The 13,014-nt window shown below is 52.3% G+C and carries 16 protein-coding genes; 10 read left to right on the forward strand and 6 right to left on the reverse strand.

What is annotated here, in order from left to right:
* Positions 1 to 10: 10 nt before the first annotated feature.
* Positions 11 to 514, forward strand: coding sequence for a YbjP/YqhG family protein (locus tag QNN88_RS06960; protein WP_414239562.1), 504 nt, complete (start codon positions 11 to 13; stop codon positions 512 to 514).
* A 60-nt stretch (positions 515 to 574) separates the two neighbouring features.
* On the opposite strand, the gene QNN88_RS06965 is transcribed toward QNN88_RS06960, so the two are convergent.
* Complete coding sequence (locus tag QNN88_RS06965; protein ID WP_414239563.1) at positions 575 to 1,321, reverse strand: MipA/OmpV family protein; 747 nt, start codon at positions 1,319 to 1,321, stop codon at positions 575 to 577.
* A gap of 444 nt (positions 1,322 to 1,765) precedes the next feature.
* Here QNN88_RS06965 and yeaG point away from each other — a divergent pair, with 444 nt between their 5' ends.
* From yeaG to QNN88_RS06985, 4 genes are all read left to right on the forward strand, one after another.
* On the forward strand, positions 1,766 to 3,700 hold the full coding sequence (gene yeaG / locus QNN88_RS06970; RefSeq protein ID WP_200050628.1) for a protein kinase YeaG: 1,935 nt from the start codon (positions 1,766 to 1,768) through the stop codon (positions 3,698 to 3,700).
* Between the two features lie 205 nt (positions 3,701 to 3,905).
* On the forward strand, positions 3,906 to 5,189 hold the full coding sequence (locus tag QNN88_RS06975) for a YeaH/YhbH family protein (RefSeq protein ID WP_414239564.1): 1,284 nt from the start codon (positions 3,906 to 3,908) through the stop codon (positions 5,187 to 5,189).
* A gap of 137 nt (positions 5,190 to 5,326) precedes the next feature.
* Entirely contained in the window at positions 5,327 to 6,817 is a 1,491-nt protein-coding gene (gene dgcJ / locus QNN88_RS06980; RefSeq protein ID WP_414239565.1) for a diguanylate cyclase DgcJ, read from the forward strand.
* 40 nt (positions 6,818 to 6,857) lie between these two features.
* A complete protein-coding gene (locus tag QNN88_RS06985) occupies positions 6,858 to 7,361 on the forward strand; it encodes a YbaK/prolyl-tRNA synthetase associated domain-containing protein (RefSeq protein ID WP_414239566.1) in 504 nt (167 codons plus the stop codon).
* Positions 7,362 to 7,364: 3 nt separating this feature from the next.
* Here QNN88_RS06985 and yoaI read toward each other — a convergent pair whose 3' ends face one another.
* Positions 7,365 to 7,469, reverse strand: a complete 105-nt coding sequence (gene yoaI, locus QNN88_RS06990; protein WP_414239567.1) for a small membrane protein YoaI — start codon at positions 7,467 to 7,469, stop codon at positions 7,365 to 7,367.
* A gap of 204 nt (positions 7,470 to 7,673) precedes the next feature.
* Between yoaI and QNN88_RS06995 the strand changes: the two genes are divergently transcribed.
* Positions 7,674 to 8,120, forward strand: coding sequence for a DUF441 domain-containing protein (locus QNN88_RS06995; protein ID WP_043000929.1), 447 nt, complete (start codon positions 7,674 to 7,676; stop codon positions 8,118 to 8,120).
* Here QNN88_RS06995 and QNN88_RS07000 read toward each other — a convergent pair.
* On the reverse strand, positions 8,101 to 8,895 hold the full coding sequence (locus QNN88_RS07000; RefSeq protein ID WP_414239568.1) for an AraC family transcriptional regulator: 795 nt from the start codon (positions 8,893 to 8,895) through the stop codon (positions 8,101 to 8,103). The two genes, QNN88_RS06995 and QNN88_RS07000, sit on opposite strands and share 20 nt — an antisense overlap.
* 99 nt (positions 8,896 to 8,994) lie before the next feature.
* On the opposite strand from QNN88_RS07000, the gene QNN88_RS07005 reads away from it, so the two are divergent.
* Positions 8,995 to 10,176, forward strand: coding sequence for a CynX/NimT family MFS transporter (locus tag QNN88_RS07005; RefSeq protein ID WP_414239569.1), 1,182 nt, complete (start codon positions 8,995 to 8,997; stop codon positions 10,174 to 10,176).
* Between the two features lie 35 nt (positions 10,177 to 10,211).
* Here the strand turns inward: QNN88_RS07005 and QNN88_RS07010 are convergent, their stop codons facing one another.
* Entirely contained in the window at positions 10,212 to 10,919 is a 708-nt protein-coding gene (locus QNN88_RS07010) for a CTP synthase (protein ID WP_414239570.1), read from the reverse strand.
* 154 nt (positions 10,920 to 11,073) lie between these two features.
* On the opposite strand from QNN88_RS07010, the gene QNN88_RS07015 reads away from it, so the two are divergent.
* Positions 11,074 to 11,583, forward strand: a complete 510-nt coding sequence (locus QNN88_RS07015; RefSeq protein WP_414239571.1) for a DUF523 domain-containing protein — start codon at positions 11,074 to 11,076, stop codon at positions 11,581 to 11,583.
* Positions 11,567 to 11,914, forward strand: coding sequence for a DUF488 domain-containing protein (locus QNN88_RS07020; RefSeq protein WP_414239572.1), 348 nt, complete (start codon positions 11,567 to 11,569; stop codon positions 11,912 to 11,914). The genes QNN88_RS07015 and QNN88_RS07020 overlap by 17 nt, the downstream gene beginning before the upstream one ends.
* Here QNN88_RS07020 and QNN88_RS07025 read toward each other — a convergent pair.
* Positions 11,900 to 12,211, reverse strand: coding sequence for a hypothetical protein (locus QNN88_RS07025; protein WP_414239573.1), 312 nt, complete (start codon positions 12,209 to 12,211; stop codon positions 11,900 to 11,902). The two genes, QNN88_RS07020 and QNN88_RS07025, sit on opposite strands and share 15 nt — an antisense overlap.
* 187 nt (positions 12,212 to 12,398) lie before the next feature.
* Between QNN88_RS07025 and QNN88_RS07030 the strand changes: the two genes are divergently transcribed.
* The gene (locus QNN88_RS07030) at positions 12,399 to 12,497 is read left to right on the forward strand and encodes a YoaK family small membrane protein (RefSeq protein WP_042287604.1); all 99 of its coding nucleotides are present in this window, start codon (positions 12,399 to 12,401) and stop codon (positions 12,495 to 12,497) included.
* A gap of 139 nt (positions 12,498 to 12,636) precedes the next feature.
* Here the strand turns inward: QNN88_RS07030 and QNN88_RS07035 are convergent, their stop codons facing one another.
* Positions 12,637 to 12,885 (reverse strand): GlsB/YeaQ/YmgE family stress response membrane protein, encoded by a 249-nt coding sequence (locus QNN88_RS07035; RefSeq protein ID WP_043000937.1) that lies wholly within the window; start codon positions 12,883 to 12,885, stop codon positions 12,637 to 12,639.
* Positions 12,886 to 13,014: the final 129 nt, after the last annotated feature.

Genomic DNA, 13,014 nt, shown 5'->3' on the forward strand with positions numbered 1-13,014 from the left:
GGAAAAATTGATGCGTCTCTTTTATGTCGTATTCATGGTGTATTTACTCATATCCTGCGTTTCAGGAAGCGATGATGCCGAAAAACGCGTAGCTGATTTTTATCACTACTATTTACCTGTTTTTGCCAATAGCCCCGGCAAAATAAAGCCAGATCCTGAGAAAATGCATGATTACGTCTCCCGCGAAACGTTAACTCAACTTGATGTTATTTCACATATTTATGAGCAAGAAATCATCGATACTGACTATTATACGTACGCGCAGGACTATTCAGTCGACTGGATCCCTTTATTGAAGGTGGGCAAAGCACAAGACGTTGACGGTGGTAAATACGTTAATGTTTGGCTTGGATGCGAAAACGACCAAACCTATCAAATAGGCGTCTACCTGAAGAAAGAAGATCGGAGATGGAAAATCTATAGAGTCAAAAACATCACCGATGGCTATGAGCACTTTATATTTGACAGGCAGTCCATTGAAAAAGCAAAGCAACATGCCAAAGAGGACGAATGAGCCTGTGACAAAAAAGCCCGCGCTGCGGGCTTTTATCGATTGCAATGCGAGAATGCAGAATCAGAACTTATAGGTGATCCCGGTTGAAATCAGGCCAGTCCAGGATTTGTCGACCATCGGGCTGTCGGTAATTTCGTCGGACAGACGGGTGTAACGGGCAGTACCGTAAACGCTCCAGTCACCGAGGAAGTTATAGTTCGCGCTCAGCTCCAGGTACGGATTCCAGCTGTCGTCCGGGTTATAGCCGCGCATACCGCTACGGGAAGACTCTTTACGCGACACGCCGTAGTAGTAGTCGTTCTGGTTTTCACTGTTCCATTCAACACCGATACCCGGCGTCAACGTCAGGCCGCCGTTGGTATAGCGATACAACCAGGCCAGATCCCAGACGATACCGTTACTGTTGTCCAGCGTATCGCCCGCCAGCGTGGTGCGCAGGAAACCATATTCGGTATGGTGAGAGTAAGACAAGCCCGCCATCATGGTGCTCTTACGCTTATCAAGACGACGCATCTGGCGATCGTCGCTGTCGCCCGGCTTGAAATACATCGGGGACCAGTAGGCGGTGATCGACAGCTTATCCGCTGTATCATTCCACAGGTAGTACCCACCGCCCAGACCGCGGAACCAGAAGTTGTCGCCTTCGTAGTTGATCACCGGAACCGGGTAAACATCCGCGTCGTAATCTTTATAAGGGTGTTCAACCACACCCACGCCAGCGCCAAGCGTCAGGTTGCTTTCAGCGTGCGCCACGGTAGCAGACGATGCGATAAGCACGCCAAGTGCCAGAAGTTTGAGTTTGGTCACAATCCATCTTTCCTTATTCAAATGTTCAGCGGCAAAAGTGTAACCGCCAATAGGTTATAGCCCAACCATTTTACAAATTAATAAAAGAATGTAACCGTCTAATTTTGCAGGCTGAGATGACATTCGCCTTACAGCGGGATGAAAATGGTGTGATCTCCGGCGGCATTCTTTACATTACCTATGCACTTTTTGCGGATGAGTTATTGATATGCCATTGAAAATCATTTGCCAGTGCATGCAAGTTTTGCAAATGCCATCTACGCTTTACTTTAGAAGTTGTATCGCCGGGCACGTTGGTCTCACGCTGTGAAAGCTGGCATGAGAGTTGCTGTTTTTTTGATACGAGACAGTCAATGACGTCGTTCAGTCTACCTCTTCCGGGAGCCTCTACTATTCATATGAACGGCTCTTATCCTGTGCTAAAAAACGAAAGGACGGCATATCATGAATATATTCGATCACTATCGCCAGCGTTATGAAGCTGCCAAGGACGAAGAGTTCACACTGCAGGAGTTTCTTACCACTTGTCGGCAAGATCGCAGTGCTTATGCCAATGCGGCAGAACGGCTATTGATGGCTATTGGTGACCCCGTCATGGTCGATACTGCCCAGGAACCCCGACTTTCTCGACTCTTCTCAAACCGGGTCATCGCACGTTATCCGGCGTTTGAAGAGTTTTACGGCATGGAAGACGCGATCGAACAGATTGTCTCTTATCTGAAACACGCGGCTCAGGGGCTGGAGGAGAAGAAACAGATTCTGTATCTGTTGGGGCCTGTTGGGGGCGGGAAATCGTCGCTTGCCGAGCGGCTGAAAGCGCTGATGCAGCGCGTCCCGATTTACGTACTGAGCGCCAACGGGGAACGCAGCCCGGTGAATGACCACCCGTTATGTCTGTTCAATCCGCAGGAAGACGCTCAGATTCTGGAAAAAGAGTATGGTATCCCGCGCCGCTATCTCGGCACGATTATGTCGCCGTGGGCCGCCAAGCGCCTGCATGAATTCGGCGGCGATATCACCAAATTCCGCGTGGTCAAAGTCTGGCCGTCGATCCTGGAACAGATAGCGATTGCTAAAACAGAACCAGGTGATGAGAACAACCAGGATATCTCCGCGCTGGTCGGGAAAGTGGATATTCGTAAGCTCGAACATCACGCGCAGAACGATCCGGATGCGTATGGTTATTCCGGCGCCCTGTGCCGGGCTAACCAGGGGATCATGGAGTTCGTGGAGATGTTCAAAGCCCCGATTAAAGTCCTGCATCCGCTGTTGACCGCCACACAGGAAGGTAACTATAACGGCACCGAGGGGATCTCTGCCCTGCCGTTTAACGGTATTATCCTCGCCCACTCGAACGAATCGGAATGGGTGACGTTTCGCAACAACAAGAACAACGAAGCCTTCCTCGACCGTGTGTACATCGTGAAGGTGCCGTACTGCTTGCGCATTTCCGAAGAGATTAAAATCTACGAGAAATTGCTGAATCACAGCGAACTGACCCATGCGCCATGCGCGCCGGGGACGCTGGAAACGCTGGCGCGCTTCTCGATTCTTTCTCGCCTCAAAGATCCTGAAAACTCGAGCATTTACTCCAAAATGCGCGTTTATGATGGTGAAAGCCTGAAAGATACCGATCCGAAAGCGAAGTCGTACCAGGAGTATCGCGACTACTCCGGCGTCGATGAAGGCATGAACGGTCTGTCGACCCGTTTCGCGTTTAAGATCCTCTCACGCGTCTTTAACTTTGACCATGTTGAGGTCGCCGCTAACCCGGTTCATCTGTTCTATGTGCTGGAACAGCAGATCGAGCGCGAACAGTTCCCGCAAGAGCAGGCTGAACGCTATCTCGAGTTCCTGAAGGGCTATCTGATCCCGAAATACGCCGAGTTTATTGGTAAAGAGATCCAGACGGCTTATCTCGAATCTTACTCAGAATACGGACAAAACATTTTCGACCGTTATGTCACGTATGCTGACTTCTGGATTCAGGATCAGGAGTATCGTGACCCGGATACCGGCCAGTTGTTCGATCGTGAATCACTGAACGCCGAGCTGGAGAAGATTGAGAAACCGGCGGGGATCAGCAATCCGAAAGATTTCCGTAATGAAATCGTCAACTTTGTGCTGCGTGCAAGAGCGAACAACAGCGGCCGCAATCCGAACTGGACCAGCTATGAGAAACTGCGTACGGTCATTGAGAAGAAAATGTTCTCCAATACCGAAGAGCTGCTGCCAGTGATTTCGTTCAATGCCAAAACCTCAACCGACGAGCAGAAGAAACACGACGACTTTGTCGATCGAATGATGGAGAAAGGCTATACCCGTAAACAGGTGCGTTTACTGTGCGAATGGTATCTGCGCGTACGTAAATCGTCTTAGCAACATAAATGACCCGGAAGATTTTATCCGTTTACCGGGCCAATAATTCGTTTGTACGCGAAATCATTCAAGGCGTATCAAGGCGGCAAATGAGTGAATCCCCAGGAGCGTACATAAGTACGTGACTGGGGTGAGCGAATGCAGCCAACGCCGGGATAACTTGAAGGATGAAGCGTAAAGTTGGCAAATGCAGTACGGGGGGCATATGACCTGGTTCATTGACCGACGACTTAACGGCAAAAATAAAAGCACGGTTAACCGCCAGCGCTTTTTGCGCCGTTATAAAGCACAAATTAAACAGTCGATCTCCGAGGCCATTAACAAGCGTTCGGTGACCGATGTAGACAGCGGTGAATCTGTCTCCATTCCGACGGAAGATATCAGCGAACCGATGTTTCATCAGGGACGCGGCGGCCTGCGCCATCGCGTACACCCGGGAAACGATCATTTCGTGCAGAATGACCGTATTGAACGCCCACAGGGCCAGGGTGGCGGCTCAGGAAGCGGACAGGGCCAGGCCAGCCAGGACGGTGAAGGTCAGGACGAATTCGTCTTTCAGATCTCCAAAGATGAATACCTGGATCTGCTTTTCGAAGATTTAGCGTTGCCTAACCTGAAGCAAAATCAGCAACGCCAGTTGACGGAGTATAAAACGCACCGTGCGGGATACACCTCGAATGGCGTGCCGGCCAATATCAGCGTGGTGCGCTCGCTGCAAAATTCGCTGGCGCGACGCACCGCGATGACGGCGGGCAAACGACGCGAACTGCACGCGCTTGAAGACAACCTCGAAATCATCAGTAAGAGCGAACCGGCGCAACTGCTGGAAGAAGAGCGGCTACGCAAAGAAATTGCCGAACTGCGGGCCAAAATCGAACGCGTACCGTTTATCGACACTTTTGATTTACGTTACAAAAATTACGAGAAACGCCCGGACCCTTCCAGCCAGGCGGTCATGTTCTGCCTGATGGACGTCTCCGGCTCCATGGATCAGTCGACAAAAGACATGGCCAAGCGCTTTTATATTCTGCTCTATCTGTTCTTAAGCCGAACCTATAAGAACGTGGAAGTCGTCTACATCCGTCACCACACCCAGGCGAAAGAGGTCGATGAGCATGAGTTCTTCTACTCTCAGGAAACCGGGGGCACGATTGTTTCCAGCGCCCTGAAGCTAATGGATGAGGTGGTGAAAGCGCGCTACGATCCTGCACAGTGGAACATTTACGCGGCGCAGGCGTCGGATGGGGATAACTGGGCGGATGACTCCCCGTTGTGCCATGAGATTCTGGCGAAAAAACTGCTACCGATGGTTCGCTATTACAGTTACATCGAAATTACCCGCCGCGCGCATCAGACCTTATGGCGCGAATATGAGCATCTGCAAGCCACTTTTGATAATTTTGCGATGCAACATATTCGCGATCAGGATGATATTTATCCGGTGTTCCGCGAGCTTTTTCATAAACAAGGTGCCACCAGCGCCAATTAAATGATGACCAGTCAGGTAGCAGCAGAGCCTGGCTGGTTCACAGGATGCTTTTTGTAACCCGCTACCTCCGGGCCATTAGGTTGCCCCTGCGCCATGTGATAACATTCATTATCTGACCTGGAGGGTTGCCGTAAATCATGAAATTGCCTCATAAAGCGCTAAGGCTCTTTATTTCCGCGACGGTTGTTGTTTTGACTTCATCCTTTTTAATTTATGAACTGATTGCCAGCCATAAGGCAATGAATGCCTATATGCGTTATATCATCGAAAAAGCAGACTCCTCTTTTTTGTATGATAAATATCAGAATCAGAGTATTGCCACTCACCTGATGCGCACATTCCCCACGGCGGCTAATCCCCTTCCTGAAGAAAAACGTAAGGCGGTATGTCAGGCATTCGACAGTGTCGATGGCGTTTATGGGCTCAACCTGGTCGCGCATAATTATCCCGCCCTCCACGGCACGCTGCAAACCTCCCTGCCAGATTGCGACAGTATTGCCCGTGACGCCCTGCTGCTGCCTGCTTTCGATCAGGCCGTCATCATTAACCGCGAACAGGCTGATTACGGTAAAGGGCTTGCCACCTCAGAGGATAAATTTCGTTATTATGTGGATTTGCAGAATCATTATATTTACTTTTTCTCGTTGATTAATACCCACCAGTTTGCCATGCATCACTGGACCTTTTTACAAAAAGGCTCGCTGGGGCTTCATCAGGCCGATATTGATAATGTGTTTACCGGTCGCACGGTTCTTTCAAGTATCTATCAGGATGATCGCACTGAACTTAACGTGATGAGTTTTTTAACGCCAGTCTATCTGGACGGGAAGTTAAAAGGCATCGTTATGGTGGATATTAATAAGCACAATTTGCAGAATATTGTTTTTACTCATGACCGCCCGCGGGTCTGGCGTTATCTCGATGCCAGCGTCACGGATACCGACTCGAATAAGACGATTATTATTCATCAAAGCGAGAATAATCTTTTCCCGTACGTCAATTACATCAGCGATCTTCCTGGCGGTTTGCACGTCGAACTGTCGCTGGATATTTTGTATTTTATTGTCACCTCCTGGAAACTCTTTCTGTTTTATCTGCTGGCGACCGCTCTGCTCCTCAATATGGTCCGTCTGCATTTCCGCCTTTATCATAATGTGACTCGCGAAAATATCAGCGATGCGATGACAGGCCTGTATAACCGTAAAATCTTAACCCCGACGCTTGAACAGCGATTGCAACGTCTTGTGAGCACCGGAACGCCGGTGACCTTTATCGCCATCGATCTCGACAAACTGAAGATGATTAACGATACGCTGGGACATCATGAGGGCGATATCGCGATCACCCTGCTGGCAAATGCGATTGAGGCGTCGATACGTAAAAGCGATTACGCCATCCGCCTGGGCGGCGATGAGTTTTGCGTCATTCTTGTTGATGCCGAACCTGACATGGACACACGCCTGCCGGAACGGATTGCCAGCCATCTGCGTACCGTTGCACCGGAAAAGGATATTCGTTTTTCATCAGGAAGTTACAGCATGAAACCGAACGATACGCTGCATAATGCCTACACTGCGTCTGACGAACAGCTTTACCTCAACAAACACCAAAACCGCCAGCGGTCATGATACTCTTTAGCGTGTTTTTTCGCGCAAACAGGAGTGATAAATGAGCGAAATGGAGAAAGGCAGCGAGACCCACCAGCGTTTACTCGATTTGCTGTCTCTGGAGGGTGCACGCTTTCGTGTAGTCAGCCATGAGGCCGTAGGGAAATGCGAGGCTGTGTCTGAAATTCGGGGCACTGCACTGGGTCAGGGAGCAAAAGCGCTGGTCTGCAAGGTCAAAGGGAATGGCATGAATCAGCATGTACTGGCAATTTTGCCAGCCGATCAACAGGCCGATCTCAGTCAACTGGCGGCGCACCTTGGCGGCCTGCGGGCATCCCTCGCCAGCCCGGCAGAAGTGGACGCACTCACCGGTTGCGTATTTGGCGCGATCCCGCCTTTCAGTTTTCATCCAGCGCTCAAGCTGATCGCCGATCCGCTGTTGTTCGAGCGCTATAACGAAATCGCCTTTAACGCCGGTGTGCTTACGAAATCGATCATTCTTAACACTGACGATTACCTGCGTATTGCCCAGCCTGAGCAGCGGGTATTTCGTCGCACCTCGTAAGCGTTAGCTACCGCGTTCGAGAATCAGAACAGAAATCACAATCACCGCGGCAATGGCAAAGAACGATGAGGTAATGATCAGCGTTTCAACGAACATTTGATCGTACATGGCAGCACCTCGTCATAGGGATAACGGCTCACCTGTTATTGATAGCCCGCGATAATGGCAATTTGATGACAGTGAGACCGGCATGCGCTGTTTTTTCGTCATCATGCATTTGCCTGAAATCGCGGCGGCGTTGAAAAAAGTCTGTTCACCTTTGCGTTTGGGCGTAAAGTAAGCAGGCTTAACTTTTTTGGCAAGGAAATCACGATGTTTGATGTCACTCTGCTGATCCTGCTTGGACTGGCAGCTTTGGGCTTTGTCAGCCACAACACCACTGTCGCCGTTTCAATTCTGGTGTTGATCATTGTCCGCGTTACCCCTCTCAATACCTTTTTCCCCTGGATTGAAAAACAGGGGCTGACCATCGGGATTATCATCCTGACGATTGGCGTGATGGCGCCCATCGCCAGCGGGACGCTGCCCCCTTCCACCTTGATCCACTCTTTCCTTAACTGGAAATCACTGGTGGCGATTGTGGTTGGCGTGGTGGTCTCATGGCTCGGCGGTCGCGGCGTGACGCTGATGGGCAGTCAGCCACAGCTGGTCGCAGGGTTGCTTGTCGGCACTGTACTTGGCGTGGCCCTGTTTCGTGGAGTACCTGTCGGGCCGCTTATTGCCGCGGGCCTCGTCTCGCTTATTGTGGGAAGGCAGTAGTCAACCCCGCCAGATAACGGCCTGGCGTCTGTCCCAGGCCTTTTTTGAACATGGTGATAAACGCTGTGGTCGAGTCATACCCCAACAGTTGCGCCACTTGCTGGACATTGAGTCCGCCGACCAGAGCCTGTAAAGCCAGAATAAGCTGGAGCTGATGCCGCCAACGGCGAAAGCTCAGTCCCGTCTCCTTAACGACCAGTCGGGCAAGATTGCGTTCGCTCATTGCAAATACGCTGGCCCACTGCCCCAGCGTTTGCCATTGCGCAGGTTCGCGCGCCATCGTGTCAACCATCCTGCGAATTTTCGGATGCGCAGAAACCGGCAGTTGCATCTGATCCTGCGACTGCTGCGGGAGTTCATCGAATAACACCTGTATCAGCCGCTGGGTCTGCGGCTCTGCCCGCTGAGCGTCACTACGCGCTGCCAGAGAGAGGATCAGCTCCCGGCAAAGTGCAGAAATTTTTAACGTACAGCAACGTCCCGGCAGAGTGACTGCATCCGGTTCGATAAAGAGAAAGCAGAGCTCCGCGCCTGCCGTTACGTGGTTACTATGAGGAACGCCGCCGGGGATCCAGACCGCGTACTGCGGCGGCACCATCCACATCGCGCGCTCAACGTCACAGGTAATCGCTCCATGCAGCGCCATGATCAGTTGCCCTTTACGATGCTGATGCTGTGCGCTGAACAGCTCATCTGCGCGAGCGCGAATACGAAACGCCACGGCGGCGTCATGGTGCAGATCAGGTTCATATCCGTCGAGGTGCAGGCTGTACATTATTTTGTCCGAATTTAGCGATAAACTGTCATTTTAGCTTGATTCACAACACAGATAAACGCGGTAAGGTACGGCCTCACCTGTTGACATGAGATAACAATGACGTCTTCTTCACCACGCGGCAACCGCGGTGCCCTGCTGATTGCGGGTATCCTGATGATTGCCACCACGCTGCGCGTGACGTTTACCGGTGTTGCACCGCTACTGGATGCCATCCGCACCGACTATGGTCTTACGACCGCTCAGACCGGCTTGTTAACAACCCTGCCGCTGCTCGCATTTGCGCTGATTTCACCGCTTGCGGCGGGCATCGCCCGACGTATTGGCATGGAGCGCAGCCTTTGTGCCGCGATGCTGCTGATTTGCGCCGGTATTACCGTGCGTTCACTGCCCTGCGTCTCATTACTGTTTCTCGGTACCGCCATCATCGGATGTGGTATCGCCCTCGGTAACGTATTGCTGCCGGGGCTTATCAAGCGCGATTTTTCACAACATGTCGCCAGACTGACCGGTGCCTATTCCCTGACGATGGGCGCGGCCGCCGCGCTGGGCTCCGCGCTGGTGGTTCCTCTGGCGCTGAGCGGGTTTGGCTGGCACGGTGCGCTGCTGATGTTGATGGTGTTCCCTCTGCTGGCGTTGCTGGTGTGGCTGCCGCAGTGGCGCAGTACTACCCACACGAACCTCACGACTTCACGCACCCTGCACGCGCGCGGCATCTGGCGTTCACCGCTGGCCTGGCAGGTGACGCTGTTTCTGGGGATTAACTCACTTATCTATTACGTGATTATCGGCTGGCTACCGGCGATATTAATCAGCCACGGCTACAGCGAAGCGCAGGCTGGTTCGCTGCACGGTCTGTTGCAACTGGCGACCGCCGCTCCCGGCTTGCTTATCCCGTTGGTGCTGCACCGCTTTCACGATCAGCGCAGTATCGCCGCACTGGTATCGTTGATGTGCGCTGCCGGTGCCGCCGGCTTCTGGTTTATGCCGGAACAGGCGGTGCTGTGGACAATGCTGTTTGGTTTCGGCTCCGGCGCCACGATGATTCTGGGGCTGACCTTCATCGGCCTGCGCGCCAGCTCGGCTCATCAGGCCGCGGCGCTTTCCGGCATGGCGCAATCCGTCGGCTATCTGTTAGCCGCTTGCGGGCCACCGTTGATGGGCAGGATCCATGACGCCCAGGGAGACTGGCAAACCCCGCTGCTGGCTGTTGCTGCCCTGGCGATCGTGATGGCGATATTCGGCCTCTATGCCGGGCGTCAGAAAGAGATTACCGCCTGATGAACTCAGGGCAGACGCTGAGTCTGCCCTGCTCATTAGCCTCGGGCAGCGCGCAGCATCGACTGCACCAGAGGAACCGGTTTCCCTGCCAGCGCGCCGCGTTCATGCTGAAAGAGCGTCGCCACAAAAAAAGGATGAGTGAGCAACTCGACCGCACGAATATCCCCGTTTTCATCCCAGCCGGTCACCCGCAGATCGCCACTTTCCAGTTCAGTTGCAAACGCCTCAGCAATGCCATAGTTGCAGTGGTAACCTTCCGAAATCACCGGCAGACCATAGGCTTTAGCGATCAGCGTGTTGGGGCGCAGTTCAATATCATCGGTTTTTTCCACCAGCGAACAGGTAAGCGGCGCAATGACCATCCGGCCTGTGGTATCCGTTTCCGCATGGGCGGCATCCGTCCAGCCCAGCACATTACGGGCATATTCCAGAATCGCATGTTGAAAACCGCCGCAGGTTCCCAGGAAGGGAATGCTGTTTTCGCGGGCATAACGAATGGCAATCAGCGCACCTTCGGTATTTTTGTATGGACTGCCAGGCACCACCCAGATGGCGTCATAGCCAACCAGATCTTCTGTACTGGTGATTTCGGTGCTGGAAAGCCAGTCGTAATCCGCCACCAGTTCCAGAACCGCAGCGGCGTCGTCGATGGCCAGAGGAATCGCCTGATGCGCCGTGATGCCAGCGTTATAATCACCCACCAGCGCAATCCGCAGCGTATCTTTTACAGGGGATATTTCCATGGAGAATTCCTTACGTCAGAACAATTGGGGACAACATAAGGAACCTCAGCCTACCGATCTTTTACTGCCATCACAATCCCTTAATTTAGGGATGAACGCGTGCGAAGTGATATAGTGATCGGGAACGATTTTTTGCGTGGCGACGGCAAATGCGATGAAAAATAAGGTTTTAGTGAGCGCTTGCCTGATGGGGCTGAAGGTGCGTTATAACGGGAGTGAGAAAGCGCAGCTCGCGGTGACGTTAGCTCACCTACAGGCAGAACAGCGTCTGGTTGTCCACTGTCCTGAACTGGCTGCGGGATTGCCAACACCGCGCCCACCGGCAGAAATTGTCCAGGCTAATGGCAACGATGTCATGCAAGGACGTGCGTCCATTGTGGAAAAAAGCGGTCAAGATGTCACCGGGCACTATCAGCTTGCCGCCTGGCTGGCCCTTCGCACTGCGCTGGAGACCGGTTGTGACGTAGCACTACTCACCGACGGCAGCCCAACCTGCGGCAGTCAGTTTATCTACGACGGCAGCTTCAGCGGACAGCGTCATCCCGGCATGGGAGTTGCCACGGCGCTGCTACGCCAGCACGGAATAACGGTTTTTTCCGACCAACAGCTCGATGAGTTTTGCGCCTGGATTGAGGAGAGAGACAAGCATGAATATTCAGTGTAAACGCGTCTACGACCCGGCAGAGGAGAGTGACGGTTACCGGGTTCTGGTTGACCGACTGTGGCCACGCGGGATCAAAAAAGCGGATCTCGTGCTCGATGAGTGGGTCAAAGAACTCACTCCCTCGACAGAACTGCGCAAAGCCTTTCACGCAGAAACGCTCGATTTTCATCACTTTACTGAGCTGTACCGCGCGGAACTGGCCAGGCAGAAGAAGGAAGGCGAACGGCTGGCGCAGATTGCCCGCCAGCAGACACTCACCCTGTTGTACGCCGCAAAAGAACGTGAGCAGAATCACGCTCTGGTGCTGGCCGAGTGGCTACGCGAGCTGTGAATCGCGGGTATCTGCGGAATCAGGCTGAGTATCGGGTATTAGCGGCATCAGGTGTTCCGCTCGCACCCAGGCAAAACCCTGCTGTCCGCTTGCCGATACCACGTTCCCCGTCACCAGCCAGAGCGCGCGCGGCGTCTCTTGCGGCAGCATCGTGGTAAATCCATTCACAGGGTTAATAAACACCTCACCTGGCTGGCAGAGATGAAATAATTCGACCGATTTGCCTATGTTGCTGCGCCCGGTTTGGGTTTTCGCACCAATAATGAGCGCCAGGGAACCCGGCTTTAGCTGGAACATACTTTTCTCGTTGCGCTTTTGCGACTCTGGTTAAGATAATTCCGAGAAATAATAGCCTGCCGGACGCTCACTTGTCACGCCCGGATGGCTTGTAGAATAAGCGAAAACGCGAGGACAAAACTCCTTTTGTCACCCATTAACCCCTGTTATCCTTGCACCTCTTTGCATAATTCAGACAGGTGATCGCATGAGACTGGGCATACTGTTTCCCGTCGTCATTTTCATTACGGCTGTGGTTTTTCTGGCCTGGTTTTTTATCGGTGGCTATGCCGCGCCGGGGGCGTAAATTATGAAAAAAACAACGTTGATTATGATTGTTGTTGCCGTTGTCGTGGTGCTGGGTACGGAACTGGGCTGGTGGTAGCGCCAGGCTAAAAATGACAAAGGCCCCCCTCAGGTCGCCTTTGTCAGTCAATTTTTGCAGCTTAACTTTTGATTTTTCTATAGATAAGCAGTACAACGATCGCGCCAATAACCGCCACCACGAAGCTGCCAAAATTAAAGCCGTCCACTTTCCCAAAGCCAAGCAGCGTACTGATCCAGCCCCCTACCACAGCACCGACGATCCCCAGGATGATCGTCATAAAGAATCCACCACCATCCTTACCAGGCATAATCCACTTCGCCAGAATACCTGCAATCAAACCAAAAATAATCCATGAAATAATGCCCATTTTTTCCTCACTTATCGATTTTACAGTAGCGGTTTATTCGCCGTTAAAAAGGATAGCACATCATCAGGAAATTGAGATTTGTGATGAACATCACTTAATTGAGCGTAATGATTTCTCCCATAAAAGATG

The sequence above is a fragment of the Citrobacter sp. ANG330 genome (assembly GCF_047467925.1).
GTDB lineage: Bacteria > Pseudomonadota > Gammaproteobacteria > Enterobacterales > Enterobacteriaceae > Citrobacter_A > Citrobacter_A amalonaticus_G.

Excerpts from the sequence above, each read along its gene's own strand:
- QNN88_RS07000 (WP_414239568.1), bottom strand. The coding sequence starts at position 8,895 with ATGTACAGCCTGCACCTCGACGGATATGAACCTGATCTGCACCATGAC.
- QNN88_RS07005 (WP_414239569.1), top strand. The coding sequence starts at position 8,995 with ATGACGTCTTCTTCACCACGCGGCAACCGCGGTGCCCTGCTGATTGCG.
- QNN88_RS07035 (WP_043000937.1), bottom strand. The coding sequence starts at position 12,885 with ATGGGCATTATTTCATGGATTATTTTTGGTTTGATTGCAGGTATTCTG.
- dgcJ (WP_414239565.1), top strand. The coding sequence starts at position 5,327 with ATGAAATTGCCTCATAAAGCGCTAAGGCTCTTTATTTCCGCGACGGTT.
- QNN88_RS07025 (WP_414239573.1), bottom strand. The coding sequence starts at position 12,211 with ATGTTCCAGCTAAAGCCGGGTTCCCTGGCGCTCATTATTGGTGCGAAA.
- QNN88_RS06985 (WP_414239566.1), top strand. The coding sequence starts at position 6,858 with ATGAGCGAAATGGAGAAAGGCAGCGAGACCCACCAGCGTTTACTCGAT.
- QNN88_RS07015 (WP_414239571.1), top strand. The coding sequence starts at position 11,074 with ATGAAAAATAAGGTTTTAGTGAGCGCTTGCCTGATGGGGCTGAAGGTG.
- QNN88_RS07010 (WP_414239570.1), bottom strand. The coding sequence starts at position 10,919 with ATGGAAATATCCCCTGTAAAAGATACGCTGCGGATTGCGCTGGTGGGT.
- yoaI (WP_414239567.1), bottom strand. The coding sequence starts at position 7,469 with ATGTACGATCAAATGTTCGTTGAAACGCTGATCATTACCTCATCGTTC.
- QNN88_RS07020 (WP_414239572.1), top strand. The coding sequence starts at position 11,567 with ATGAATATTCAGTGTAAACGCGTCTACGACCCGGCAGAGGAGAGTGAC.
- yeaG (WP_200050628.1), top strand. The coding sequence starts at position 1,766 with ATGAATATATTCGATCACTATCGCCAGCGTTATGAAGCTGCCAAGGAC.
- QNN88_RS06995 (WP_043000929.1), top strand. The coding sequence starts at position 7,674 with ATGTTTGATGTCACTCTGCTGATCCTGCTTGGACTGGCAGCTTTGGGC.
- QNN88_RS06960 (WP_414239562.1), top strand. The coding sequence starts at position 11 with ATGCGTCTCTTTTATGTCGTATTCATGGTGTATTTACTCATATCCTGC.
- QNN88_RS06975 (WP_414239564.1), top strand. The coding sequence starts at position 3,906 with ATGACCTGGTTCATTGACCGACGACTTAACGGCAAAAATAAAAGCACG.
- QNN88_RS07030 (WP_042287604.1), top strand. The coding sequence starts at position 12,399 with ATGAGACTGGGCATACTGTTTCCCGTCGTCATTTTCATTACGGCTGTG.